Below are 24,846 nucleotides of genomic sequence, written 5' to 3'. Positions count from 1 at the left end.
TATACAAGTATTTTTTATAGTGATGACCCACAAGGGATTGATATTCATTTATTAATAGATAATGAGGGAGAGAGTATGAGTAACACTTTAGCGTTACAAGGTAGTAATAACATATAGTTTCAGTTAAAGGATGATGATGAAGTACCATATGCTAACACACCTTATATTGCTTACTTTGAGGATGGGGCAAGCCTAAAGGAAACAACAGATGACAATGGTTATACCAAAGTGTTTAATACAATAGGTGAGCAAAAGATAGATATACACCTGGATATTAGTAATGTTGGTAAGGAGGAAATAGCATAATGGGAGGCAATAAAAATCCACATAATGGACGTATAACAAGTGGACAGACAGCAACACCGCCAAGTCAAGGAGGAGTGAATGTTCAGCCTGTTAATATTACGAGACCGCCTAAATATATCGTAACAATCGGATTTGAGGTTAATTACTCAAATGCTTTTGTAAATGGTGTTCAAGACTTATCAGTAGACTATGGTCATGCTTTTTTTACATAACAAGAGATGATGTAGTAACAGTATTTTTTAGTTTTGGACCTGCTGGTTTGGGTCAGGGTGGTAAAGTCACTAATGAATATAATGGTAAAAGACCAGGGAACACAAGTTATGCTATTGGCGAAATAGCGGAGTTATACAGATTAACTATTACTGAAAAGCAAGCAAATAATGTAAAAACAGCGGCTGATAAATTTACTCAAAAAGTAAATGCAGGAAAAGAGTTTTATGATGCTAGTTTGAATGATACTTGTGCTGAAACAGCTAGAGATATTTTATCAGAGGGTGGCGTGAGTACACCTAATGGTAGTGGTCCAGTTAAAGGGGGAGGTGCTGATTGGATTACTACACATGGTAGTTTTGTAAACCCATATAAATGGAATTTTGATTTTTTAAGGGAATATGGGCCTGGTATTACTTACTTTGGGCCAAGAGGAATCTCTGCACTTCAAAGTAGTAGTCCTAGAGGTAGGCGGATTCTTGTTAGACCTAAATGGGTTTTAGTACCAGGTAATATGGATCCTTTAATAGCTACTAGCCAAACTAATATAGTTCAGGGTAGTTTGCAGACTAAAAAGTAATAACAGCAGAGAGTGCTATGAAAATAAGATATAGCTTATTGATTTTGGCCTTACTATTTCCTCTTGTAAGCAAGAGTGAACAAAATACTTTAACTGCACATAGAGAGAATATCATGTCTAAACCAGATTATACTAATGCACTAACTCCACAAGAGAGAGCAGATTTAATAGCAACAATAAAAATTGCCATGCAAATATTGGTTAATAATAGTTTGTTAGAAGAACAGAAAGAGTCAAAATTTTTTAACTCTTTTGATGTTTCTTATCCAAAAGTTGGGCAAGTTGATGGTACTGTTTTTACTAAAAAAGATTTGTTAGAGCTTTATTTTAATAATTTTAATAAAGATAAAATTATTTGGAGTTCAGGTGGTATAGCTTTTGATAACAAAAGATTTAATACTGAAGAGTTAAGAACTTTATTTACTCCAGATGACTTTGATAAAGAGTTAAATTTAGTTTTTGAAAGAGCTAATAAAGAAACAGTAGAATATAAGGGTAAGGAAATAGGTTCTTACTATTTATATACCTATCATTGGAAATTAAATAATAAGTTAAAGGTTATGTTTAGAGTACAAGATAATTTCTATATCAAAGAAGATAATTATCCTAGAGATTTCTATATGATAGATATGGCTTTAGATAATTAGATATTAATATGACTTAGAAAATGAGAAACTCTGCGAAAGAATGCAATAGATTGCAAAACCATGTGAAAACAACTACTAATCATACTTTTTAATTAAAATTGCATTCTTTCGCAAACTATTGCATAGCTATTTTATAGCAAGATGTGTATTGTAGGCCTACAATACGAGCTTTTATTCATTACACTCAACAGTATTAAATAAATATTTATATATAGTAGTTTGGTAAGTAAAAGCACGATAGTAAGATTAAAAGGATTTTATCGCAAGTAAGTTTCTGTGATTTCAGGTCTAAAATGCCCCATTTCTTGACTGACGATTTCTAAGGCTAACTCCCTTGGTAGTCCGCTTGTTTGTAGTTCGTGCATACGTTCTTGAGCGTAGCTGTGACGTACACCATGCGCACCCTCAGACCATCCTAATGCTCTTTTGGCTGCTTTTGAGAAGCTATCACTCCATTTTTTGCCACCTGACAGATCATAAAGTGCCTGGTACTTTACTCCACGATCTATTATTTCTAGTGGCTCTGGTAGTCTAGTTTGCTCTAATCGCTCCGCTAGGTCATAAGGAATAAGTACTTCTCTAACTAGGCCACCTTTGCCATGTACCGTATATAGTATATAATATACTTACAAAATCAACGAATAAATATGGCATTTTTTACTATTTGTTACATCTTTTGGTGTAAATAAATATTTCTTTGAATATTATTAAAAATAATAATTATTTTTTCTAATTTGTGCTTTCTTTATTCTTTCAGAAAATAAAAATTTAAATTGTATTCGATTTGTGTAAGTAATGAGGTTGGTCATGCTAGTGTCAAAAAAAGCCCAGGGACATTTGATTGCGTTGTTTACGATATTTATCTGGGGAACAACCTATATTTCCACCAAGGTTTTACTAGCAGAATTTAAACCTATAGAAATTCTATTTTTCCGATTTATGCTGGGTTACTTTACTCTGTGGATTCTTGCTCCTCATTTTTTGAGCTGGCAGGGCATCAGGAAAGAGCTTTTGTTTATGGCTGCCGGTTTTTGTGGAGTCACCTGCTATTTTTTGTGTGAGAATATTGCATTAACTTATACAACAGCTTCTAATGTGGGGGTAATCGCCAGTCTGGCTCCGGTATTTACCGCCATTTTAGCGATGTTCTTTTTAAAGGCAGAAACACCTTCTCTGCGTTTTTATATTGGCTGTCTGCTGGCAGTTTTTGGTGTGGTCTTAATTAGTTTTAATGGTAAGTTTGTTCTTTCTCTGAATCCGCTCGGTGATTTTCTGGCAGTTGTAGCCTGTCTGTTCTGGGCTGGCTATTCGATTTTAACCAAAAAATGCAGCAGTTTTGATTGCAATATTATTTTACTGACCAGACGCTTCTTTTTTTATGGTTTGATTCTGATGTTGCCTGCATTGTATTTATTTAATTTTGAATGGGGACTAGTACGTTTTTACAAGCCGGTTAATATGCTTAATATCCTGTTTTTAGGAGTAGGTGCTTCTGCAATCTGCTTTGTTTCATGGAATTATGCAGTTAAGTTGGTCGGGGCTGTTAAAATCAGTATTTATATTTATTTAGTCCCTATTATTACAATAATCAGTGCGGTAATTATTTTGAAAGAACCATTTAACTTAATTGCTGCTGTGGGTACATTGCTGACACTAAGTGGTGTGGTATTGTCACAGGGTAAGAGAAGTAAAAAGCAGTAATTACTATGTATTCTGATAATAATTAGAATTTTACTGTGCCAAAAAAAGCTCCATGAATTAAGGAGCTTTTCAATTTAAAATGTCAATGCTAATAATTAATAGGTTGGTACACTTGCATCTACTTCATGTGACCATGCATTGATACCGCCGTTGAGATTATAGAGACTTTCAAAGCCGGCTTCCTGCAGATATAAAGCTACCTGCATGCTGCGCATACCAAGGTGGCAATATAAGACGATGGGTTTATCATCCGGTAATTCATTCTGGCGTAACGGAATCATATTCATCGGAATGTGTATAGAGCCGGGTATGGCTGCATACTGAACTTCATTATCTTCCCGAACGTCGAGTAAGACAAAATCCTGATTTTGCTGTTGCCATTGCTGTAATTGAACAGCGTTCAATGTTTGGATGCTCATATTATAAACTGATGTGTGAAATGTCATTTATGGTTTAAATTATAGAAACTGATTTATTCCTCAGATTCTATTCGTACATATTCAACCATAAAATTGGATAATTTATCTACCTCAATGTATTTTCTTACTATAGCAAGAGTAATTTAAGCGTTTAGATTGTTACGATTATATTGTTTAATCAAAAACTTCCGTTTGTTTTTGTCTTAAACTGAGTCAGCATTCATAATTTAAAGCTCTCGCTAAAATAGTGATAAAAATCTTCATTTGAAAGTTTCTGACAAAACCGTTTTGAAACTCCATCATGGTTTTATCTCTTTTCAGTTTATTCTGTCTGACTTTTTAGTATGTCCTATTTCTAATAAGAAATTCACTATCTCAGTATGTGGTTTTAGAGGAAAGTAATGCCTATACCGCGTTAATTACGACAATGTTTTGTTAAATGGTATATATATAATCACTATACTTTGTTCTAGTGATGGTTGATAGTAATCAGACGATAACTGAAAGAGGATAAAACCTGAGTAGGTTTTGGTTTGATACATGAAATGTAATATTGACTAGTGCTTTATCTAGCAGGAAAAAGTCTGGCGGTCAGGATGGTAAAAGAAATGTGATCTCATAATTATTATTTGAGATACACACTATGCTTTGGAAAAGAGACTTACACCTGCATCTCGACAGTGTAATTAAAATAGAGTCAACAAATTGATTGCCTTAAATACAGTTTTTCGCTGCTTTTTTGTCGTTTACTCTTGCAGATTATTGCTGGTGGTATTAAGACAATCACAAAAATTATTTGGGCTGCCACTTGTCATCTTTACCTTTATGGTAAGTTTTTTCTACTGCCGCCCACGCAACTTTATACGCAATGGTTTCGGCATCGCTGTTATCGCGGCGTTTTTTCGGATCCTGATATTCCTGAATTGCGTGATTAAAAGCTTCTTTGAAAATATCCTGTGCATGTTCAGGCAATGCCTGTTTTACTGCTGCCGGTAAGTCTGCGCGTGTTTGATAAGACATGATTCTGCTCCTGAAGATAAAATTATTTTAAATATTACCAGAGCAATGAAATAAGTATTCGAAATTTCGGAATATCTTTTTTATTTTACAGTTTTTAAAACAATGTGTTGCTGTTTTTCAATATACCGGCTTATGGTTGTCGGGATTGCTATTCAAAGTGGTATCAGACAAAAAGATGAAAAATAAATTTATCAGTTAAATACTGATATTAATTAAAGTTTGCGGATGATTATTGATAGCCTGTCAGGTATATATTGTCTTAAAAAAAGAATTTTACTGATAGCAGCACAATTTTCAAAATGATAAATTGCGCTGCTTATTTTGAATTAAAGTTTGTTCAGAATTTAAACTGACTTGGTGCAGGTATTTCTAAGCTATGTAGAGCTGGTGCTACAGTTTCAAATAATACAGTTTCTCTAAGCTGATTATTCTGGCGTTCAAATAAAATAGCACGCATTAGCGGCGCTTCACCGAGAATAGCAACCATGCGACCATCCTCTGCCAACTGATCCAGTAATAAATCAGGTAGTTTTGGTAATGAACCGCCAACATAAATGGCACTGAATGGTGCGCCGGGGAGTTTGTCCGCCAAGCCATCACAGGTTTTATAGCTGATATTAGTATAGTCCATATCACTAAGTATTAGCTGTGCGCGCTGTTGTTGTTCAGCATCAATATCAACACTGATTACTTTACCGGCCATTTTTGCCAGTATGGCTGTAGCATAGCCGGAGCCTGTGCCGATTTCTACTACAGTATCGGTCAGATTAAGTTTCAGTGCCTGAATCATTCTGGCCACGACTTTGGGTTCAAGCATTTTGCCACCGTTAGCCAGCCCGAGTGCCTGATCTGTGTAAGCTACTTCCTGCTGCTGAGGCAGGACAAAACGTTCACGCGGAATGTCGGACAGGACATCCAGTAAATCAAAATCTAATACGTCCCAAGGACGGATTTGCTGCTCAACCATGTTATAGCGGGCGGTATTGAAATCCATGTCTGCTCCGAAATGCTGATACCCGCTGGGCGGGTGGGTAGTAAGTGGGTTCAGAAAAGCAATATGCTCTGTTATTAGACTATTGTATACGAATATCGTTTAAGTTGATTATAAAACTATTTACGATGCGACAATAGAGTATTGTTAATCAATTCTGTTATTCAGATAATGAGTAATCAGACAGAATCGTGGCCAGTGCTTTTTCAGGCATGATAAAAAATAACATAACTTTATTTCACACATACACCCCCACAATTGTTCTACTCTAGTGCAGTTTATTATAGATAATCTCACACAAATATTTACCGGTGCCGCCGTCAGCCAAACAGGCAGGTAAATATAAAGATAGATGGCTCCTCTTTAGTTTATGGGTATGATTTGATTAAGTAAGGTAGTGGTAATTGGTTGAAAGCGGAATATAAATAAAAATAAACTAAATATACTGATTGTAATGCTAACCAGATTTAAATTAAGTCTAATAGTGATAACACTGACACATAATAAGCAGATAATTATTTATATATTATTTTTGATGTGCCGGGGTGGTTTTCCTGTAATAAGATACTGATTGCAGCACTTCTGTCGGAGCAATTTAATAATCCTGATTTTATTGAGAAAAGATAGAATTTTACTCCTTTTAAATAAAATGTTAAAAATATAGATAAACAATGAAATTGCATAACAGATTAAAAACAAATCTGGCTTTCAGAATGGCTGTTTTTAAACTCTGTGAGATTTTCTGGAAGATAAACTAACTGATATAAACAGATTCGACTAAAAGTATCTTAAGCACAACGGATACAATTAACTTAAAAATGTTGGGGAAGAGGCTTTAAATTGCCTAATTAGCTTAAATACATATATGCATTGTGTGTATTACTCAGACTCGAACTTATAGTTTTCTTTGCCAGAATGTAATCAAATCAGGAGTTTGCTATGAGTATGCTGAAAAAGAAAGCTATACTGATCCGGATCATCATTCGGGATTTTTTATTCAGGAGGGGAGTATGTCATTATCAAGACATTTTAAATGGTGCAGTACTGTCGCACTAATCGTTACTCTGCTGGGCGGATGTATTCCTTATCCACGGGAAAGACAAGGTTATATCGACCTTTGTCAAAGTGATTATACATTTAATGTCGACAGCCCAAGCGGAAAGCAAAAAATTGTTCTTAAAACTTATCTCTATGACCATGCGATTCCTGTTATTAATATGTCTAGAAAACGAAGCCCTCAATCTTATGAAACAGGACCTGAGGCGATATCGGAATTTTATGTTCAATTGATTGCTTATAATCAGGGGCGGCAGCGTCCTTCACGGCCCGGGAGCAAAGGGCTGCCACCTGTATCCATTATGCTTGATACTCGTAAAGCCTATATTGACCAGGGTGACGGCAAGCTCATTAGCGCACGCCCCGAAGTTTTTCTTGGGACAAAAACACGTCCTTACGATTTCCCCGGGCGTGATGGGGAACACCCTAGAAGAGCTTCACCTTATAACATCAATAGTGATGAAGTACACCGCAATGTGCCCAGGATTACCAATAATCATGACTATGGTTCAGTATATGAGGTCTTTAAAATTTCCGACAAATATGCAAATACTCAATGGACCATCTATCTTGGTGAGTTTGATATTGAAGGACAGAAAGTCACTGTTCCGCCATTGAAGCTTTGCTATCATCCGAAAAAAAAATGGATTGGTATTGAACCTCTGATGCGATGATAAGTATCAGCATCAATACGCAACCTGTTCTGTTCATGTTTTTATTTGTATAAACTAAGCTCTGTTAATTAATAATATTGATATTAATGACAATATACAGATAGCCGAAGTGTAAAACTATTTGTTTTGTAATATGAAATTCATTTCAAAGGAGATCTGAAACAAAAGCAACTCAGATTGATAAATAAATCTATGCATAATTTAAAATGGAGAGTGTCTGCTGACATATAAAAAATATTCTTTAGGTATGTATGATTAATTCTGAGTAATCGTAGGGCAAAGATGGTGATTTTCCGTTACAATGCCGCCATTTTGAAGCTGAAGCTAATTTGTGGCGTAAAATAGTAGATTCTTGTCATAACTATATGGTTCAGTTTGGCAGGTTATTTGTCATAAGGGAAAATATATGTGGCAGCAAAAGTGGGTAATAGGCAATTGGAAAATGAACGGCAGTAATGCGGCTAACCGCACGTTGCTGCAAGGATTGCTTCAACCAGTAAACGCAGCTGCGGAACGGGTATATTGTGGTGTTGCCGCCCCGAATGTTTATCTTGCCGATATCAAAGAATTTGCTGCCAATACAGCACTGGCAGTAGGGGCGGAAGATGTCAGCCAGTTTGCAGTCAATGGTGCTTTTACCGGTGAAGTAAGTGCACAGATGCTGGCTGATGTCGGAGCACAGTTTGTGCTGGTCGGACACTCGGAGCGCAGACAGTATTTTCAGGAAGATAATACTATTCTGCTGGAAAAGATGCAGAACAGTATTGCAGCAGGATTGCTGCCTATTTTGTGTGTCGGCGAAACACTTGCCGAACGGGAAGCCGGACAGGAAGAGCAGGTAGTAGCTGCACAGTTGTCATTGCTGGCAGAGGCAGGTCTGAGTGAAGTAGCGGTGGCATATGAGCCGGTATGGGCTATAGGGACGGGGAAAGTTCCGGTTACAGAACAGATTGCCGCCATGCATGAGTTAATTTACCGGCAAATCTTGTCTTTATGTGGTAAAGATGTTAAAATCCGCGTCCTTTATGGCGGTAGTGTCAATGCGGGCAACGCGGCTGAAATTCTGGCTGTGTCACATGTTGACGGTGCTCTGGTTGGCGGTGCCTCATTGCAGGCTGACAGTTTTGCCGCTGTTATTCAGGCTGCATATGCGCCTGCTTGATAAAAGTTGATATCATGGAAGCATTTAAAACCCTTATTTTAATCGTGAATATTTTCGCGGCGCTGAGTGTCATTGTGCTGGTGCTGATGCAGCAGGGCAAAGGTGCTGATGCGGGTGCGGCATTTGGTTCCGGTAGTGCTCAGGGTGTTTTTGGTGCAGCTGGCAATGCAAATTTTCTTAGCCGCAGCACCGCGATTGCAGCCACTGTATTTTTTGCTACCTGTCTGGCATTAGGTTATATTTCCACACACCGGCATAGCGGGCTGGATTTTAGTGATGTGAAGCCTCAGCAACAGGTAGTGGTTCCGTCTGCTACACCGGCCAGTACGCCGGTAGTACCAGCAAAACCGGCACAAAAACCGCTGATACCGGAATAAGCAGTTTTTACAAGTTAATTGCCGACATGGTGAAATTGGTAGACACGCCATCTTGAGGGGGTGGTGACCTCAGGTCGTACGAGTTCGATTCTCGTTGTCGGCACCATATACGTTATTAGAAATAATAACTTACAAAGGGATTGTGACAAATTTGTGACAATCCCCTTTTTTTATATAGTAACTTTTAAATGTGATTGATTTGGGTTATGGTACGCCCTCCTAATTCAGTTTCTTTAATCCTATGGCTTCTATCTTCAAACGTGGGCAAAAATTTACAGCACGTGTTCGCATTAAAGGCAAAGAAATAACCAAAACGTTTACCTCTAAAGCAGAGGCGCGAGAGTGGGCAGCACAAGCTGAATCAGATATCAATAACCGCCGCCTGGGAATTACTCCTAAAAATATTACAGTCGGCGACCTCATCAGACGCTATATGCAGGAAGTAACACCATCAAAGCGCGGACGTAAAAGCGAGACAATCAGACTTAATTTGGTTTTAAAAACAGATTTAGCTAATGTCCTTGCTTCGGAGCTTATGCCTGTTCACGTTGCACAATGGCGTGATGATCGTCTGAAACAGGTTCAATCTCCTAGCGTTGCTCGCGAATTAACTACTATTTCTAGTGTATTTAAATATGCGATGAAAGAATGGAATCTGATCAGCGATAATCCAGCTACTAAAATAACCCGTCCACCTTCAAACAAGGCACGCACCCGGCGACCAACAGAGGAAGAAATAAACCGTATCTGTATGTGGTGCATGTATGACGAAGATACACCGCCAAAATTAACAATGCAGCGTGTTGCATTGGCTTTTTTGTTCGCAATTGAAACAGCTATGCGCGCAAACGAGTTATGCAGTCTGGTCTGGGATGATATAGATTTTAATCGACGAGTTGCGCATTTGGAGGTAACAAAGAATGGTTATTCTCGCGATGTCCCGCTATCCAAAAAAGCAATAAAGCTACTTTATCAACTTAAATCTGTTAATTTGTTTTCTGTGTTTAACCTTGGTGCTGATTCATTAAGTACGTTATTCCGGCGTGCCCGTGATTCTTGCGGAATTTCAGATTTACATTTTCATGATTCCCGGCGCGAAGCACTTACAAGAATGTCGAAAAAGGTTAATGTGATGGATTTAGCCAAAATTTCTGGGCATAGAGATATAAAGATTCTGCTAAATACATATTATGCTCCAGACGCAGCTAATCTGGCCGATTTACTTGATTAATTGTTTACGCTTAGCATAAGCCTTTACCTCTGTTGGAATCCATAGAGAGTAGGCGGTTTTATTAACTTTAACAGGTGGCGGAAAATCAGGTTTACAAGCAATGCGGCTTTTGAAGTGACCAACTGAACAGGAAAAGTATTGCGCACATCTCTCCGCATTCCATAAATTGCTATTATCATGCTGGGCATTAATGAGCGCGTCTAGCTTGTTTAAAAGTGTAGTAAAAAAGTCACTTATATCATTTTGTGTGGTTTGCATTTTGTCACCTGCTAATAAAAAACCAGCTATTGCTGGGACGTGTTCATTAATAATGCTTAATTAAAAAGCCGCTATTTAGCGGCTTGGTTCATAGATATTTAATATATTCGTCTTTTGTTAAGGTAATGTTTTGGACACGCTCTCCTACTCTATAAAAATCCTTGTTATCTATGTTTTTATCTAAAAAATCATTGATATAATTAGTTAATTCTTTTATCTTTTGATAGGGGAGCTTTGAAAATATATCAGTGTTGCAAACACGGTGGCTGTCTAATCCAAATTGATTCGCCTGTTGAAGTATATTAAATACTCTTCCTTCAGTAAAATACCCACGTTCACTAGGTAAAATTAATTTTCCTCTTTTATGAACTACAATAATAAGATCCGAATCCGAATTTAGCAACAAGATATCCAGTATATCCTCCCGATTAGCTTGAATTACTTCTTTTATAGAAGTACGAAAATTAGCTATATCTACATGACCATCGTCGTCCACAAGACTATATAAATATTTATCCGGTTCATTTTTATAATTGTCAATCATGATAATCTCCATTAAAAAAGCCGCTATTTAGCGGTTTAGGTTTTGACTAATTTCCTTTACTTCGCTTAGCCATTCTTTTAAACGGTTACTAAGTTTTTTTGTTTCATTAAAGTAATCTATATCTTCTTGCCGTATGGCTATTGGAGTATGTACAGTGCGTTCCTTTATGAGCAAAGGATCTTTGGTGTGGTTTTTAGCTATTGAATCTAAGACTTTTTGTAATACTTCTATTTCTTCTGGGGTTACGAGCTCTGTATAGTAATCAGCTTCATAAGTGTAACCCTCTTCATATAAATAATCGTTTGCCTTATCAATAATCTCGGCGGCTGAGAAGGGAAATTTTGTAAATTTATCATATTCAACTGCCTCAAGAATATCCTCAGCTTTTGAATCAAATACATAATCGTTTAATGTTTCATAAATAAAATCAGTATTTTTTGTTCTGAATAAGATAACAGTTTGTCTATTTGTTTCCATTGTTTACTCCGTGATACAGATATAAAAAAACCGGAAGTGGTCCGGAATATTTTAGATTTAATATATTGATTAATAAAATATTTATATATTTCAAGCCGAAAAAAGGCGGAATTCCGGTCCCGTGCTAATTACTTGCACGATTTAGATTCTTGGAAGTGTTACACCATCTTGACCCATATATTTTCCGGCACGATCCTTATAAGAAGTAGCGCACTCTTCATCACTTTCAAAAAACAATACCTGTGCCACACCCTCATTAGCATAAATCTTTGCCGGTAATGGCGTGGTATTGGAAAATTCCAGAGTTACATAGCCTTCCCATTCAGGTTCAAATGGCGTGACATTAACGATAATACCGCAACGTGCATAAGTAGATTTACCCAGACACACAGTCAGAACATTACGCGGGATACGAAAATATTCCACAGTACGTGCCAAAGTAAACGAGTTTGGCGGAATAATGCAGAAATCATCTTCAACAGTTACAAAATTGCGTGTATCAAAATTCTTAGGATCAACAATGGTGCTGTTGATATTAGTAAATACGTTGAATTCGTGTGCACAGCGAATATCATAACCATAGCTGGAAGTACCATAGGAAATGATTTTTTCACCGTTTAGCTGTTTAATCTGATTAGGTTCAAACGGTTCAATCATGCCGTGCTCTTCACTCATACGGCGTATCCATTTGTCTGACTTAATACTCATTTCATATCCTTTAAATTATAAAGCCAGCTATTAGCTGGCTATTTATTGTTTATCTGGTTCAGGTTTTTTCGTCGTGTCCGGATTGAGTGTGATTACTCTTTTGAGTTCCTTATCCTGATAATATTCAATCACAACATCTTTTTTGGTTTTTATAAATTTTCCTGCTAAAAAGAGTGTAAGACTATAAACAAGACGATAAATAGCAGGACTAATTATTATTAGTCCAATGTATAATAGATTATCATTTAATATATTAATAATTTGAATAAAGGTCGACATGTTACCCTTTGTATTTTAGTTAGATTGGCGGGGGTCATCAAAATGATGATACCTATCATCTAATAGCTAGTTTCAATTTAATAGTTAATCATCATAAGGCCTGTAAACGTCTCTTTTTTCCGGAGTCTTTTTAACTCTGATAGGTTGTGAATAAAACTCATGCGGAATGCGCTTCCATCGTGAAAAACGCCAAGCTACTTCATAATATAAATCTTCACCTACTTCTAGAATAGAGGCGGTAATAGTGTGATAGGTATAATTTTCATTAATTTCTTGCTTACTAACTTCCTTAAAATTTTCAAGTAAAAAGATAATTTCTTCTCTCGTTAATTCTTCCTCATTAATTAATTTCTGTACAATTCGCTCTTTTCTATTATCAATAGCCATCTTTGAATCCTCCAAAATAAAAGCCAGCTAGGTGCTGGCTATGTCTTATCTGTATTATTTAAAACGGGATATCGTCATCGATATCATCTATAGGTGCAGTTGTTGGTGTTTGTTGAGGTGGTTGCCGGCGTGGCGCCTCTGGTGGTGGGTTCGATGTAGGCGGTGCAGCATTATTATTGCCAGAATCAGAACCATCATTACGATTGCCCAGCATTTTCATTTCATTGCCGATAATATTGTATGCCATGCGTTCGATACCATCTTTATCGGTATATTTACGGCTCTGTATTTTTCCCTCAATAAACACTTGGCTACCTTTTCTCAGGTACTGGTTAGCTATTTCGCCCAGTTTGCCGTACAGGGATACGTTATGCCACTCTGTACGTGTCTGGCGTTCTCCATTACGGTCACGCCATTGTTCGTCAGTAGCTAGCGAGAAATTCGTTATAGCGTCGCCATTGGGTATATATCGTGTTTCAGGGTCGCGCCCAAGGCGACCAACTAGAATTACCTTGTTAACTGACATTTATGCCTCCATAACAATTTCCAGCTCATCAATTTGTTCATCAAGTTCATGCAAAAATTTTTGCACTTCTTCTTCAATCTCCTTAATTCGTTCATCATCACGATTGATGCGCACCATCTGAAAAGATAAATGTTCCGGAACCCTGTCATCATATGAAACAAAATCACACCATTTCCGGCCTGTACAAGCCATTTGCCAAAGCATTTGTAATAAATATTCTGGTTTAGGTTTTTTAGTACGTAAAAATTCCAAATGTGTTGCAGTGTTAGGACATTTGATTTCAATAAGCCCATCATCCCCAACTAGCCCGTCTGGTGAAGCGCCAGACATATTGATAGTAGGGTGGTTAATAAATCCTGTTTCTTCAACTAACTCACCAGTTTCCAGCATATATCTTGCACGTGCTTTTGGCTCAATGTCGTTACCTCTTTGCATAGCCGCAGTTTTAAAGCTCTCTTCTCTATTGCTTGTTAGACGTTCGCATAATAACTGAGCCATATAGTTTTTACGTGTAGCACTGTAACCGGATTTGGTTTTACTTAGAACATCATAAATCCGACTGGCTGTTACTTTACCAAGGCGAGCTTCAAACCATTCATCAGTTCGTTGTTCCATCATTAACCTCCATTGCATCCGCCTCAATTGTTCGATCAGCAATTTCTTTTGCAATATCTGAAAGACGAAGCATTTCATCACTGCCTATGATATTTCGTGATGCTTTATCTAATGATTTAAAGTGATTACGGAGTAAATCAATATCACCTTTTTGTGCAATAATTTCTGCCTCTTTAATCAATTTATCCCGATCCGGATTATCTATATCACCTCTGAAAGGGTTTAACTCATCAGGTTTAACTCCTTCTTTAGCATCCTTGATTCTTTCTGCTTCGTCTTCATCATAAATACCGGCAAAGCCGAAAGCCAAACGTGCCGCCTGAATCATCGCTTTATGCCGTAACATTCTTTTTGGGTGTGATTTCCAAGGCTGTGTATTGCGTTTACACTCGTCCATGAATTCTGTAACAGAAACAGGGTGTGTACGATCTTTACGGTAAATGCGGCATGTACAGCTTTCTGTATCTTGTTCAAAATCCATCCCGTCAAATTGTGGGTTAGCATTAATAATACGAGCCCATCCATCAACACCTACAACCGGAGTAATGCCACCGTTACTTGGGAATGCATAGATTTCAGAAGTCCATGGATTTAATTTATATTGATTAGCAACAATTAATAATGCAGCCATTTGTTCATCAGTTACAGCACCTTTAAAGGCTGTTTTTTTCAATGTTTCAATCAAGCCTTGTCCATCTGCTAAATCAAACGATTTAGCTAAATTATTTGCTAATGCAACTAATTGTGTACTCATTTTAAAGCTCCATAAATTAAAGCCCATTTAATCAATGAGCTTTAGGACTGGTTAAAATTTCTGATAATTTATTCTGGGATTAAACCGCCTAAATGATCGATTAATTCTGTGATTAGCTCGCTTAATGCCTCTGCCATCAATATTTGTGAAGTAAACGTGAGACTTTCTATATCATCTCCCTGTGATGCTGCCTCTTCTTGTATTACATCCAGAAACTGAATGCGTTTCAGAGTGAAATTCTGTGTGAGAACAAAACGGACTCTATCCTGCCAAGTTAAACCTAATTGAGTAACAATTTTGCCGCTTCTGAGTAAATTGTTAATTTCTTCAACGGTTAAATCATGACGACTGATTTTAACTACCGGTGCAGCATCACCTAATCCCTTAAGCTCACAATCACTGTCCAGCTCAAAATGTCCTGCCGCGCTACCTCGTAATAACCATTCGGTTATCAGACTGCCAGGAGATTGCTTAGTGCGCGGCTGCTTCGCCTCTAGTCCGCCTAGTGCCTCACGTAATTTCGTGAGCAGTATTTCAGCGCGAACGCTACTAGCCTGATTAATCATTAAAAAACCATACTTAGCATCCATAACAGCTTCGGTTTTACTGCTTTTGGTAAAAGCGCGCGGCAACAAATCATCGGTGATAGTTTCTTTCAGTTCTATCTTCTCCTTGCGCCCGACATTCCGTCCCTCAGTTTCACGAATCTCATTAATTTTTTCGTCAAGAATATCCCGCACCACGGCTGACGGTAATACTTTCTCTTCTTTTTTTAACGCAATGCGCCATGTATTCTGAGCCGGAAACACTATATCTGAGCTAAACGATACAGGGCTAGCGAAACCAATGCTGTCCCAATCTAATCCCATGCATGGCTCAAAGGCGACTTCTGGTAATTTTTCTGTCAGTATTTTTAAATCTGGCATTTTGTCTTTGTTTAGAATATATAAACTTAACTGCCTAAAATATGGATTATTCATATTGTTTTCTCGCAATAATAAAGCCAGCTTTTAGCTGGGTAAGAATATCAACAATCGTCACCTAAAATTATTTAAGCTCTGCATCACCTTTCATGCGTTCGCTATCATTCATCCGCGCATATGCATCAGCTAACCGTTTTACTTCCATATCTGCCTGGTATTCTTTCTGCTGCATCTGTCTGGTCGTATAACTGCGCTGCATCTCTAATTGCTCCTTATCAGACAAAGCAGGGGATACTGAAAGAGAAGCAGACATTAAAAAAACTGCAATAAATGCAGTTATAGAATTTTTAATCATGTACTACTCCCTCATTGTTGCTGTTACATGGGTTAAATTATTGAGTAGGGATATCTTTAAATCGGAAGTATTTCATCTTTGGTTTGTCTGTTTTTTCATTGATAATGACTTGGCCTTTTTCGTTTTTCACTCTGTCTAATTTAGCAATGTATAAACACCTGACCTCTGGGTCCGATTTTGCTAATTCAATAAACTCTAAACACTGTTCTTCAGATGAAAACTCTGGAGATATCTGATACGCTCCAGTATCTTTCTTAAACGCCCGCATTGCTGTTTCATCTGATATTTTGTATTTGCAACATCTATACTTTCTGGCTCTTTCTTTTTGTAATGATTTTCCATATACAGCAAACATATATCACCTCTATAGCTAATAAAAAAGCCAGCTAATGCTGGCATGTCTACTAATCCACACAAGCACACTTGTTTAAATGTGCTTGGATTGATTAGCTTAGGCTCGAAATTAAAGCCCACTGTTTAGTGAGCTTTTTTGTATTCCTCTTCTAAGGCTTCAGTTATTAAATTTATGGCTTTTTTTAAGTCCTCACGAGTTCTAAAAAAATATACATTTTTAAATAATTTTTGGTGGGAATCATCTTTAGGGTCAAAATTTATCGATTCGGTGTCAAACTGTTTGCCACCCATATTCATGTCATACCATACTTCGGTTCCGGGCTCAGGTTCAGATGTCAAATAGTTTAATTGTTCTTTATGCGATATAAGGAAGTTATTTAGAAATTCAGCAGCTCTTTGAATATCCGGTTCAGTTGGATAAACTCTATGAATGACAAGCCATTTTTTTTCAGAATCTGTACCTCTCCACTTAAAAAGTGCATAATATGGTCCTTTCATAACAAACAAACAATAATATTCTTGCCCTAACTTAGGAGCCTCTACTAAATAATTAACTTGTCCAGTCATTTCAATTCCTTTTGCTTTAATTAGCATGCGTTAAAATATAATCAGTTACTATTTTTTCTGCTTCTAATGACAGATGGCTTAATAGCAGTCTTACTGTCATATCTTTATGATAGCCCAATACAAGTGCCTTAACTATCCAATTTATAAGCTTGTCCGCTTCATCAGAATATTTTGTGCTAAATAATTCACCAAAAGCTTCCCCTGCGATATCTATCAGTTCATCGTCTTCAAGCTTTTCCAGTATTTCTTGTTTTTTTTCTTCGGCTGCGTCACTTGCTCGTTGCAAATCTTCTTCATACTGCATCATTTTCAAGTATCCGACAGGTTCTGGGTTGGTGATATTTTCATTACTATAAACTTGTAACATTTTTCTTACTCCTTTGATTTTTATAAGCTCAAAAACTAAAACGCACTCAATTTACTAATTGAATGCGCTGCGATTTTTGGGCTTTTCTGGATTGCTTAGTGTGATTTTGTATTATTGATAATGGGATTGTCTTAGCCTGTAATTGTGATATCTACTGGTTCCCAATCTTCACTATTGTTACAAGATGACCAATTAAGTGACGTATCGCCGATTTTGTACACATCATCTTTAGTAGAAATAACAACCCCATTGGTTTCAGAAAAAAACAGAACAATAAATCCATAATCCGGATCTCTGCGAGCTACCGGATATTTAATCTCTTCCTTAGGCTGCTTAGTAACTTCCAACATAACTAACTCCTTTCAAATATATCTAAGTGATAGCAGTGTTTAAATTGACTGCTACAAGTTTAAAAACTAAAGCGCACTTACCATTAATAAATGCGCTACGATTTTTAAACTCATTAAAAAGATCAATAAACAATACATTTTGCTATCAACTTATGAAGCGTGGCGACCTTGCCTGTATTTCCTTTTGCTTCCTTTCCCCAGTTCTTTTTCATACTGAGGTCATCGGTGTCTGTGTTTGTTCGATGGTTTAATTATACCTAAGGTAAATAAAAGTGCAATAAAAAATAGTCTAAAGGTTTAAATTTTTACATTGGTTTTGTACCAGATTTGCTACTATTTAAGAAAATACTGTGGTGGATTTTTCACAAATTAATTAATATTCAATTGATTTTTAAGAAAAATCCTTTTAGGTTTAATTTTTAATACACATAAAAAAAGCGCACCCTAAAAGGTTGCACTTTTTTGAAAGAAAAATATTTTTAGAAGCGGCGTAAAGACCAAACTCTTGTTACTTTAGCCAATACTTGTAAATCTACTTTATCTTTAACTGCTATTTTTTGATTCGAGTATTTATCATTATCATTGATAATATGTATTTCATCGAAAACCCTTTGTAATCTTCTTATCCTGATATTTGATGAACCTGATAACAGATATACGCCATCATTAATAAATTCTTTTATTGAAGTATCTACAAATAAAACATCGCTTTCATTCAGTGTAGGAAACATGTTATCGCCAAAAACCGTAACAAGGGCAATATCATCTAGTTTCAAACCAAGAAGGTGTGTAACCGCCCAATTTCGATCTATGTCTAAGAGTTTAATACTCTGGTTATTTATATCCGAGGATTTATAAAGTAAGTGCTTCTCAATATCTAATAACCGAAATTGCACGGACTCTGCTGCATCATGCTCTTGCTTAACCTGATAAGCAGGTATTTTGGTCAGTTCTGATTGAATAGAATATTTAATAAACTCACCTTCCTGTACTGGCTGATCAAACCACCCGCGCTCAAACCCTAGCAGTTGTTCGATTTGTCTGATTGACTTTGTTACCTGATGCCAAGATATCCTATTTTCGTCATCTGTTTTTAAACTATTAATCCAGTCTTGTATTAAAACAGCATGTGAATTAATAACCTCTGCCAACTTGGTTTGCCCGTATCTTTGCACCAGCATTTCCAGTCGCTCTGCATATGTTTCCTGTATCGTTTTCATTGAATTGCTTTCAAAATCATGCCTGAAAGCGGAGTATAAAAACTAATACGGTGAAAATATGTATACAATAAGTTTATTTTCGAGGTGATACAAAAATTAATAACAGTTAACTAAATAAATGCAGACCACCAAAAAACACGACCAATTATACTGATATCTTCCAGGTTAACTTCTTCATCAGGGTAAGCGTTGGTGTTGTAACTTTGGAGTAAAACGCTGTTACTGGATTTTTTTCTTAAAATTCTAATTTTCAAAAGTCCATTATGATTTATAGCGTACAGTATATCATCGCGAAGAATCTTATCCTCGCAATTTATACCGACGGTCGCACCATTAGGAATTGCGGGAGCCATACTATTACCATCTGCCAAAATACAAATAGCACACGACGGATTAATATTATTTTTGCTAAGTGTAAGACGTGAAAACCGCAATTTTTGATTGTTGTAATTCTGAATATTTTCTGTAAAGCCATTTTTAGTTTTAAGTCGAATATCAGTATAAAGGGGTAATTCAACTTCAGTTTTATCTAACGGGATAGTTGTATCAGCTGATTCAATTAATCCAATAGACGACTGTGAATTAGCGGTACTGTTTGAATTAGTTACATTTTCAATTTGTGTTTCTTGGTTTTCAATCTTTTCAATAGGAATATCAAACCAGCCGATACCAAGATTAAGTGTTTTTTCTATGTTTAACGCTAATGCATCTCCAATTGGCTTGCGTTCTTTTACTAGTGCATTTACTTGAGCATTAGATCTATTGATTGCTCTTGCAAATTTAGTCTGGCTTCCTTCGAAATCCCGTTCAATTAAATATAAAAGTCGTTTAGTTCTATTATCCATTTGTAATCCATTTAATTAAAAGGGCAAATTATACATTGTTTACCATTGATAAACATCTAGGATTTTATTTTCTTTTGTTTATACCAATAGTTTACTTTTATTAAAAAAATCATTATTATTTGAACCTATAGTATATTTATATTAAACTGCGAGGTATAAATGGAACTGAAATCCTATCTTTCTCAAGAGCGTGGTCGAAGTACCAATATGGCAAGAGCTTTAAATACAAGTCCTGGATTTATAACGATGATTGCAAATGGAAGAAAAGCAGTTCCTCCGCAAAAAGCGGTAGCTATTGAGCAATACACCAATGGGATAGTGACAAGAAAAGATTTGCGCCCGTTAGATTACGCCAAGTTCTGGCCTGAATTAGCTGATTAAAAAGGATTAATGATGGATTCTCAATCAGAACAAATTCTGAAATACCTACAGGCGGGTAACGCTTTAACGCCCTTAGAAGCCTTGCGCAAATTTAATTGCCTGAGACTGGGTGCGCGTATCTACGATTTACGACAACTAGGTTACCAGATCAATTCAAGGCTAATTACAGATGAGCATACAAAAAAGCGGTATGCCAGTTATCGCCTTGTTTAAGTTAAAGGTGAAATATGAGTATTAAATTAATGTCCAAGGCATGGGAACTGGATTTATCACAAGGTGAAAAGCTGGTTTTATTAGCCTTGTGCGACCATGCGAATGATGATGGCGTTTGCTATCCAAGCCAGGCATTTCTGGCAAGCAAATGCAGCATGAGTTATCGCTCTGTAATTAATCAAATTAAGCGGCTTGAAAGCTGCGGTATTTTAACATCTGAACGCAGGCAAAAAGCAGGTAGCAGACAGAGTAACTCATACACAATCAATTTGGATAATTATAAAAGCCAATGTGAAAATTCTGCACATGCAGAATCTGCACATGCAAATTTTGCACATGCAAATTCTGCACCTACCAATGTGCAAAATACGACAGAGTTATGTGCAAATTCTGCACATTCCTTTAAAGAAGAACCATCAATTAACCATCAATTAGAACCATCAATATATAAACCCACCTCGCAAAACAAAAAACGGGTGAGATGGGATGAAAGTTTAAACATGCTTATTGCTGAAGGCATAGATGAACAGATTGCCAGTGATTTTATTGCTATACGCAAAGCAAAAAATGCACCTCTCACTCAAACGGCGTTAGAGGGAATCCTACGAGAAGCGAATAAGGCTGGGTTAACGCTTGAGAATGCTTTACGCATATGCATAGAAAGAAACTGGCAAGGGTTTTCTGCTTCGTGGTTATTCGAAAGCCATAATCAAACTCAATCAACCAAGCCAAGCGTTAAAGACATTCCGAAGCATACGGAGGGAGGAGTACAGGCATGGCTGTAGGTTTAACACAAGTAAGCAAAATGATGGCTAATTTCCCGCAGTTTGTTGAGACTGGGAAAAATACAGCCCTATGCAGCATTCATGGCGAATATATACAAACAACATACAAGAACGGCAGGATAACTAAATGCCCTGATTGCGAACGTGATAGCGAAAAAAAGCGAATTGAAGATGAAAATACTAAGCGGATGGAAGAAGAGGAAAAACGTAAAAGTAGGCGGATTGATGAGCTTCTAGGCAATTCTGGTATTCCAAAACGTTTTCAAGACAAAACGTTCGATAATTATCAATTGAGCGAAGGTAACGCTAAGCAAGAAGAGGTATTCAACCGTGTTGTTGCCTTTTCTGAGGAATTTAAACCATCTCAGGAGCATTCTGGACGCTGTATCGTAATGATTGGAGATACAGGCACCGGAAAATCTCATCTTGCCTGCGCGGTGGCTTCACATGTCATTAAAAAATATTGCGGTACAGCAAGATTTACCAGTGTTTCAGAAATCAACAGACTAGTCAGAGAATCGAAAGGCTATAACGCCAAATATTCAGAAACGGAAGTTATCGAAGCCTTTGGAAATTATGACCTGCTGATAGTTGACGAGGTAGGCATTCAATCTGGCTCAGACGCAGAAAGCCGTGCGTTGTTTGATGTTTTTAATGCCCGTTATCAGAACATGAAATCAACCATTGTTATCAGCAACCTTAATCAGGCACAGGTCAGAGAAGCACTTGGTCAGCGAATCTTTGACCGGTTAAAAGAGGGTGGCGGAGAGGTGCTTGTTTTTCACTGGGGATCACATCGTGGCTAACTTAAAACTAGCTTTCTTGGCGTGGGTATTTATATGGGTGGACACGCTAAAGGCAATATTTAAGCCTATCTGGGATGGAATCATAAACTTTAAAGGATTTATAGAAGCCAATGGTGTATTTGCTCCTGTTATCTTGATATTTATCCTGTTTTTCCCGTTTTTGGCAATTCCAATTATTTGGTGCGGAATGAAGAAAAATAAAAATAAAAAGGCTATGAAAGCATTCATTCGGGATGTTGAGAAGCGTAGAGGTAAAAAATGAAAATTAAATATATCAAAGAGGCAGCGCATGTGTGGTTGTTTTCTATGACTAAGGGCATGTTAAACGACATTAGAGCTACGGCGAAAAATTTCTATATTGCATTGCAATATTTGTCTTCATTTTTAGTTCTTTCGCTGATATGGATTTTCCCAATTCCTATCATTCTTATTGGGGCTAAAGCTTTAGAAAATCAGGACAAAAAGGGAAAGAGATGAATGCTGATTTGTTTGGGACATCGGAAAAAATCGAGCACTTCTTGTCTATCGAAGATTATCAGGGTGCTCAATGGATAGCATTAGTGCAGGCTGCATATTTTAAGGGCATAAAGACGGCATTTAATGAATTCAAAGATATCGTTACCGATGATACGGATATTGAAGAATTTAAAAAAAAGATCGCTGAGCTCACTGATTTTCTCGCCGAAGTCGATATTAAATTTGCTGTTATTCAGAAGTATTTAAATGAAATTGATGCGGTGCTTAAGGGAGAGAATCCAAGGCAGGTGGTTATATGAATACCTGTATAGCATGTCATCACTGGATACTGAGAGAAAAAAATAATAAAGGCGAATATGTCCCCCACGAAATGGCGGCACTCGGATTTGGCATTTGTGCCCATGATGAAAAATGGCACTATTTCCCCGGTCACAGAGAATGTGCAAACAACAAATTTGAGCCTATAGCCGAAGATCTGAGAATAAAGCGCGAAGAGTGGGAAGCCCGAAATAATAAGCCGAGAAAAGACATCGAAGGTGCAGCATGAATAAAGGTTTTACCCATGAAAAAAACGCCAGTAACAATCCTGAAGAATGGTACACGCCAGAATGGATGTTCAGAACCCTCAGTCTGGATTTTGATTTAGATCCTGCTGCGCCGAAAGGCGGATTACCGTGGATACCGGCACGAGAATTTTACTGCAAAGAAGATGACGGTTTATCAAAACCCTGGCATGGGCTTGTCTGGCTCAATCCGCCGTACGGGAAAGAAACCGGCAAATGGTTGCAGCGCATGCACGAACACCGGCAGGGAATTGCCCTGGTATTTTCCCGTACAGACAGCCGCTGGTTTCATGATTATGCGGTTAAAGCCGATGCAATTCTGTATTTAAAAGGCAGAGTTCGTTTCGTTAATGCGGATGGTGATCCGGGTAAATCAAGTCCGGGCTGTGGCTCAGTATTAATTGGCTGGGGTGAGGTTGCCGTATCAGCATTACAGACAGCCGCAAATGAGCTGGGACATCTGGAATTGATAGCAGGGGGCAGAAATGAAAAATAAGCAGCCGGATGATTATGTTGAATCCCCTTATGAACAATATCAGGCATGCAGAGCCTTATGGGGAATGGTCATTATTCAGGCATTGCAGGACGCTACTGAAGCTATAGGCGATTCCAGAGATCTGGATAAGGCGGTTGAACAGGAAATGGGTTATTTCAAAAGCAAGAATTTTCAAGAAGTCTGTGCCCTCGCGGAAATCGATATAAGCCTGAAATACATTGAAGCAGAGATACGTAAATTAAGAAACTGGAAAAACAAATACTGGAGAAAAGATGTCAAAAAATTTTTACGCACTTGGAAGATTAAAAACCGGACAAAAAAACAAAACAGAGCAGGCATATGAGCTGGAAGTATTAAAGCCGGCTATGCAGGACGGATCAATAAGCTGGTACCGGTTTGAAGGCGTAAAACTCAGGCTGGCAGATAACACCTTTTACACACCGGATTATTGCGTGATGCGCAGTGACGGCACCATGGAAATGCACGAAGTAAAAGGCTTCTGGCAGGATGATGCAAGGGTAAAAATCAAAGTAGCCGCTGATATGTACCCGCTTAAATTTATTGCGGTAAAACGCCAAGCCAAGAAGAACGGCGGGGGCTGGAGCATTGAGGAATTTTAATCATGGAATTAGTAGCAGTTAAGGCAGTTGATAACAGCTTGCGACCAGTTTCAGTAATTGATGCCGACAGGCTCAAAGGAATTAAAGTAGGCCAAGCGGTAAAGATACAAGTAACAAAACAAAACGCCCGCAGTCTGCCTCATCACCGTTTATTCTTTGGCGGCTTACTGCCTTTGGCTTTTGATTACTGGCATCCGGCAGGCGGAATTATCAGCCCTAAAGAACGGGATGTAGTGCTGTGGGTAGCAAAGAGGCTGGATAAGTTCGCCGGTAATAAAGGCATTATTGTTAAAGCCGCAGATGAAGCACTTAACTTACTGGCTAAAAAGCGCGCCGAAAAACTACCCGTTATAGACAAAGACATTGATTCATTTCGTCGCTGGCTAACTATTGAAGCCGGACATTTTAATATTTGCGTAACACCGGCTGGTGTGGTGAAAGAACCTAAATCAATCAGTTTTGCCAGTATGGACCAGGACGAGTTTAACGCCTTTTATAAAGCCTGTTTCACTGTTTGCTGGAACATGATTCTATGCAACCGCTTCTCCAGTAAAGATGAGGCACAGCAGGCTATTGATCAGCTTTTATCTTTAGGGAATTAA

General features: G+C 37.5%; 39 protein-coding genes and 1 tRNA gene. 21 read left to right on the top strand and 19 right to left on the bottom strand.

Going from position 1 to position 24,846, the window contains the following annotated elements; genetic code table 11:
- Window positions 1-305 precede the first annotated feature (305 nt).
- From GY065_RS10555 to GY065_RS10540, 4 genes are all read left to right on the top strand, one after another.
- Window positions 306-518 (top strand): hypothetical protein, encoded by a 213-nt coding sequence (locus GY065_RS10555; RefSeq protein ID WP_174834095.1) that lies wholly within the window; start codon window positions 306-308, stop codon window positions 516-518.
- Between the two features lie 47 nt (window positions 519-565).
- Entirely contained in the window at window positions 566-1,096 is a 531-nt protein-coding gene (locus tag GY065_RS10550) for a hypothetical protein (protein ID WP_174834094.1), read from the top strand.
- A gap of 17 nt (window positions 1,097-1,113) precedes the next feature.
- Window positions 1,114-1,743: a hypothetical protein gene (locus GY065_RS10545; protein WP_037393346.1), complete on the top strand. Its 630-nt coding sequence runs from the start codon at window positions 1,114-1,116 to the stop codon at window positions 1,741-1,743.
- 807 nt (window positions 1,744-2,550) lie between these two features.
- Window positions 2,551-3,444, top strand: coding sequence for a DMT family transporter (locus GY065_RS10540; RefSeq protein ID WP_174834093.1), 894 nt, complete (start codon window positions 2,551-2,553; stop codon window positions 3,442-3,444).
- 95 nt (window positions 3,445-3,539) lie between these two features.
- Here GY065_RS10540 and GY065_RS10535 read toward each other — a convergent pair whose 3' ends face one another.
- The 3 genes from GY065_RS10535 to GY065_RS10525 all read right to left on the bottom strand — a co-directional run bounded on the left by GY065_RS10535 (window position 3,540) and on the right by GY065_RS10525 (window position 5,877).
- Window positions 3,540-3,863 carry a rhodanese-like domain-containing protein gene (locus GY065_RS10535; RefSeq protein WP_174834092.1) on the bottom strand — a complete coding sequence of 108 codons (324 nt, stop codon included), beginning with the start codon at window positions 3,861-3,863 and terminating at the stop codon, window positions 3,540-3,542.
- A gap of 792 nt (window positions 3,864-4,655) precedes the next feature.
- Window positions 4,656-4,883 carry a ChaB family protein gene (locus GY065_RS10530; RefSeq protein WP_174834091.1) on the bottom strand — a complete coding sequence of 76 codons (228 nt, stop codon included), beginning with the start codon at window positions 4,881-4,883 and terminating at the stop codon, window positions 4,656-4,658.
- A 337-nt stretch (window positions 4,884-5,220) separates the two neighbouring features.
- Complete coding sequence (locus GY065_RS10525) at window positions 5,221-5,877, bottom strand: protein-L-isoaspartate O-methyltransferase (protein ID WP_174834090.1); 657 nt, start codon at window positions 5,875-5,877, stop codon at window positions 5,221-5,223.
- Window positions 5,878-7,091: 1,214 nt separating this feature from the next.
- Here GY065_RS10525 and GY065_RS10520 point away from each other — a divergent pair.
- From GY065_RS10520 to GY065_RS10500, 5 genes are all read left to right on the top strand, one after another.
- Entirely contained in the window at window positions 7,092-7,604 is a 513-nt protein-coding gene (locus GY065_RS10520) for a hypothetical protein (protein ID WP_202984082.1), read from the top strand.
- Between the two features lie 406 nt (window positions 7,605-8,010).
- On the top strand, window positions 8,011-8,766 hold the full coding sequence (tpiA, locus tag GY065_RS10515) for a triose-phosphate isomerase (RefSeq protein ID WP_174834089.1): 756 nt from the start codon (window positions 8,011-8,013) through the stop codon (window positions 8,764-8,766).
- 14 nt (window positions 8,767-8,780) lie between these two features.
- The gene (gene secG, locus GY065_RS10510; protein WP_174834088.1) at window positions 8,781-9,143 is read left to right on the top strand and encodes a preprotein translocase subunit SecG; all 363 of its coding nucleotides are present in this window, start codon (window positions 8,781-8,783) and stop codon (window positions 9,141-9,143) included.
- A gap of 20 nt (window positions 9,144-9,163) precedes the next feature.
- Window positions 9,164-9,249 (top strand) — tRNA-Leu (locus GY065_RS10505).
- Window positions 9,250-9,384: 135 nt separating this feature from the next.
- Window positions 9,385-10,374, top strand: coding sequence for a site-specific integrase (locus GY065_RS10500; protein ID WP_174834087.1), 990 nt, complete (start codon window positions 9,385-9,387; stop codon window positions 10,372-10,374).
- On the opposite strand, the gene GY065_RS10495 is transcribed toward GY065_RS10500, so the two are convergent.
- The 16 genes from GY065_RS10495 to GY065_RS10420 form a co-directional block, all read right to left on the bottom strand.
- Window positions 10,363-10,632: a hypothetical protein gene (locus GY065_RS10495; protein WP_174834086.1), complete on the bottom strand. Its 270-nt coding sequence runs from the start codon at window positions 10,630-10,632 to the stop codon at window positions 10,363-10,365. The two genes, GY065_RS10500 and GY065_RS10495, sit on opposite strands and share 12 nt — an antisense overlap.
- Before the next feature lie 88 nt (window positions 10,633-10,720).
- Entirely contained in the window at window positions 10,721-11,176 is a 456-nt protein-coding gene (locus tag GY065_RS10490) for a hypothetical protein (RefSeq protein WP_174834085.1), read from the bottom strand.
- A gap of 27 nt (window positions 11,177-11,203) precedes the next feature.
- Window positions 11,204-11,653 (bottom strand): hypothetical protein, encoded by a 450-nt coding sequence (locus GY065_RS10485; RefSeq protein WP_174834084.1) that lies wholly within the window; start codon window positions 11,651-11,653, stop codon window positions 11,204-11,206.
- A gap of 141 nt (window positions 11,654-11,794) precedes the next feature.
- A complete protein-coding gene (gene dcd / locus GY065_RS10480) occupies window positions 11,795-12,361 on the bottom strand; it encodes a dCTP deaminase (RefSeq protein WP_174834083.1) in 567 nt (188 codons plus the stop codon).
- A gap of 363 nt (window positions 12,362-12,724) precedes the next feature.
- A complete protein-coding gene (locus tag GY065_RS10475; RefSeq protein ID WP_174834082.1) occupies window positions 12,725-13,027 on the bottom strand; it encodes a hypothetical protein in 303 nt (100 codons plus the stop codon).
- A gap of 58 nt (window positions 13,028-13,085) precedes the next feature.
- Window positions 13,086-13,553 carry a single-stranded DNA-binding protein gene (locus GY065_RS10470; RefSeq protein WP_174834081.1) on the bottom strand — a complete coding sequence of 156 codons (468 nt, stop codon included), beginning with the start codon at window positions 13,551-13,553 and terminating at the stop codon, window positions 13,086-13,088.
- On the bottom strand, window positions 13,554-14,171 hold the full coding sequence (locus GY065_RS10465) for a lambda exonuclease family protein (RefSeq protein WP_244621523.1): 618 nt from the start codon (window positions 14,169-14,171) through the stop codon (window positions 13,554-13,556).
- Window positions 14,152-14,922 (bottom strand): phage recombination protein Bet, encoded by a 771-nt coding sequence (bet, locus tag GY065_RS10460; protein ID WP_174834080.1) that lies wholly within the window; start codon window positions 14,920-14,922, stop codon window positions 14,152-14,154. Before bet ends, GY065_RS10465 begins: the two co-directional genes overlap by 20 nt.
- Before the next feature lie 68 nt (window positions 14,923-14,990).
- Entirely contained in the window at window positions 14,991-15,902 is a 912-nt protein-coding gene (locus GY065_RS10455) for a recombination-associated protein RdgC (RefSeq protein ID WP_174834079.1), read from the bottom strand.
- A 67-nt stretch (window positions 15,903-15,969) separates the two neighbouring features.
- On the bottom strand, window positions 15,970-16,200 hold the full coding sequence (locus GY065_RS10450; protein ID WP_174834078.1) for a hypothetical protein: 231 nt from the start codon (window positions 16,198-16,200) through the stop codon (window positions 15,970-15,972).
- Window positions 16,201-16,237: 37 nt separating this feature from the next.
- Complete coding sequence (locus GY065_RS10445; protein WP_174834077.1) at window positions 16,238-16,555, bottom strand: hypothetical protein; 318 nt, start codon at window positions 16,553-16,555, stop codon at window positions 16,238-16,240.
- Window positions 16,556-16,677: 122 nt separating this feature from the next.
- Window positions 16,678-17,121 carry a hypothetical protein gene (locus GY065_RS10440; protein WP_174834076.1) on the bottom strand — a complete coding sequence of 148 codons (444 nt, stop codon included), beginning with the start codon at window positions 17,119-17,121 and terminating at the stop codon, window positions 16,678-16,680.
- Window positions 17,122-17,137: 16 nt separating this feature from the next.
- Window positions 17,138-17,488 (bottom strand): hypothetical protein, encoded by a 351-nt coding sequence (locus GY065_RS10435; RefSeq protein WP_174834075.1) that lies wholly within the window; start codon window positions 17,486-17,488, stop codon window positions 17,138-17,140.
- 131 nt (window positions 17,489-17,619) lie between these two features.
- A complete protein-coding gene (locus GY065_RS10430; RefSeq protein ID WP_174834074.1) occupies window positions 17,620-17,838 on the bottom strand; it encodes a hypothetical protein in 219 nt (72 codons plus the stop codon).
- Between the two features lie 479 nt (window positions 17,839-18,317).
- Entirely contained in the window at window positions 18,318-19,058 is a 741-nt protein-coding gene (locus GY065_RS10425) for a S24 family peptidase (RefSeq protein ID WP_025331438.1), read from the bottom strand.
- 110 nt (window positions 19,059-19,168) lie between these two features.
- Window positions 19,169-19,903, bottom strand: coding sequence for a helix-turn-helix transcriptional regulator (locus tag GY065_RS10420; protein WP_174834073.1), 735 nt, complete (start codon window positions 19,901-19,903; stop codon window positions 19,169-19,171).
- A gap of 159 nt (window positions 19,904-20,062) precedes the next feature.
- On the opposite strand from GY065_RS10420, the gene GY065_RS10415 reads away from it, so the two are divergent.
- The 12 genes from GY065_RS10415 to GY065_RS10360 are packed head-to-tail and all read left to right on the top strand — an operon-like array spanning window position 20,063 to window position 24,846.
- Window positions 20,063-20,284 carry a YdaS family helix-turn-helix protein gene (locus GY065_RS10415; RefSeq protein ID WP_100126564.1) on the top strand — a complete coding sequence of 74 codons (222 nt, stop codon included), beginning with the start codon at window positions 20,063-20,065 and terminating at the stop codon, window positions 20,282-20,284.
- Between the two features lie 9 nt (window positions 20,285-20,293).
- Window positions 20,294-20,497 (top strand): helix-turn-helix domain-containing protein, encoded by a 204-nt coding sequence (locus tag GY065_RS13640; protein WP_174834072.1) that lies wholly within the window; start codon window positions 20,294-20,296, stop codon window positions 20,495-20,497.
- A 14-nt stretch (window positions 20,498-20,511) separates the two neighbouring features.
- Window positions 20,512-21,282, top strand: coding sequence for a helix-turn-helix domain-containing protein (locus GY065_RS10405; protein WP_174834071.1), 771 nt, complete (start codon window positions 20,512-20,514; stop codon window positions 21,280-21,282).
- Window positions 21,273-22,088, top strand: a complete 816-nt coding sequence (locus GY065_RS10400; protein ID WP_174834070.1) for an ATP-binding protein — start codon at window positions 21,273-21,275, stop codon at window positions 22,086-22,088. Before GY065_RS10405 ends, GY065_RS10400 begins: the two co-directional genes overlap by 10 nt.
- Window positions 22,081-22,350 (top strand): hypothetical protein, encoded by a 270-nt coding sequence (locus GY065_RS10395; protein WP_174834069.1) that lies wholly within the window; start codon window positions 22,081-22,083, stop codon window positions 22,348-22,350. The genes GY065_RS10400 and GY065_RS10395 overlap by 8 nt, the downstream gene beginning before the upstream one ends.
- Window positions 22,347-22,565 carry a hypothetical protein gene (locus GY065_RS10390; RefSeq protein ID WP_174834068.1) on the top strand — a complete coding sequence of 73 codons (219 nt, stop codon included), beginning with the start codon at window positions 22,347-22,349 and terminating at the stop codon, window positions 22,563-22,565. The genes GY065_RS10395 and GY065_RS10390 overlap by 4 nt, the downstream gene beginning before the upstream one ends.
- Window positions 22,562-22,864 carry a hypothetical protein gene (locus tag GY065_RS10385; protein ID WP_174834067.1) on the top strand — a complete coding sequence of 101 codons (303 nt, stop codon included), beginning with the start codon at window positions 22,562-22,564 and terminating at the stop codon, window positions 22,862-22,864. Before GY065_RS10390 ends, GY065_RS10385 begins: the two co-directional genes overlap by 4 nt.
- A complete protein-coding gene (locus GY065_RS10380) occupies window positions 22,861-23,112 on the top strand; it encodes a hypothetical protein (protein WP_174834066.1) in 252 nt (83 codons plus the stop codon). Before GY065_RS10385 ends, GY065_RS10380 begins: the two co-directional genes overlap by 4 nt.
- Window positions 23,109-23,624: a DNA N-6-adenine-methyltransferase gene (locus GY065_RS10375; protein ID WP_174834065.1), complete on the top strand. Its 516-nt coding sequence runs from the start codon at window positions 23,109-23,111 to the stop codon at window positions 23,622-23,624. Before GY065_RS10380 ends, GY065_RS10375 begins: the two co-directional genes overlap by 4 nt.
- Complete coding sequence (locus GY065_RS10370; RefSeq protein ID WP_174834064.1) at window positions 23,614-23,967, top strand: hypothetical protein; 354 nt, start codon at window positions 23,614-23,616, stop codon at window positions 23,965-23,967. The genes GY065_RS10375 and GY065_RS10370 overlap by 11 nt, the downstream gene beginning before the upstream one ends.
- Window positions 23,897-24,244 carry a DUF1064 domain-containing protein gene (locus tag GY065_RS10365; protein WP_078474682.1) on the top strand — a complete coding sequence of 116 codons (348 nt, stop codon included), beginning with the start codon at window positions 23,897-23,899 and terminating at the stop codon, window positions 24,242-24,244. Before GY065_RS10370 ends, GY065_RS10365 begins: the two co-directional genes overlap by 71 nt.
- Window positions 24,245-24,246: 2 nt before the next feature.
- Window positions 24,247-24,846 carry a DUF1367 family protein gene (locus tag GY065_RS10360; RefSeq protein ID WP_174834063.1) on the top strand — a complete coding sequence of 200 codons (600 nt, stop codon included), beginning with the start codon at window positions 24,247-24,249 and terminating at the stop codon, window positions 24,844-24,846.

This window comes from Snodgrassella sp. ESL0323 (assembly GCF_013346865.1).
Lineage (GTDB): Bacteria > Pseudomonadota > Gammaproteobacteria > Burkholderiales > Neisseriaceae > Snodgrassella > Snodgrassella alvi.
Note: the sequence above shows the minus strand (reverse complement) of the source record. Positions and strands in the feature narration are given on the sequence as shown.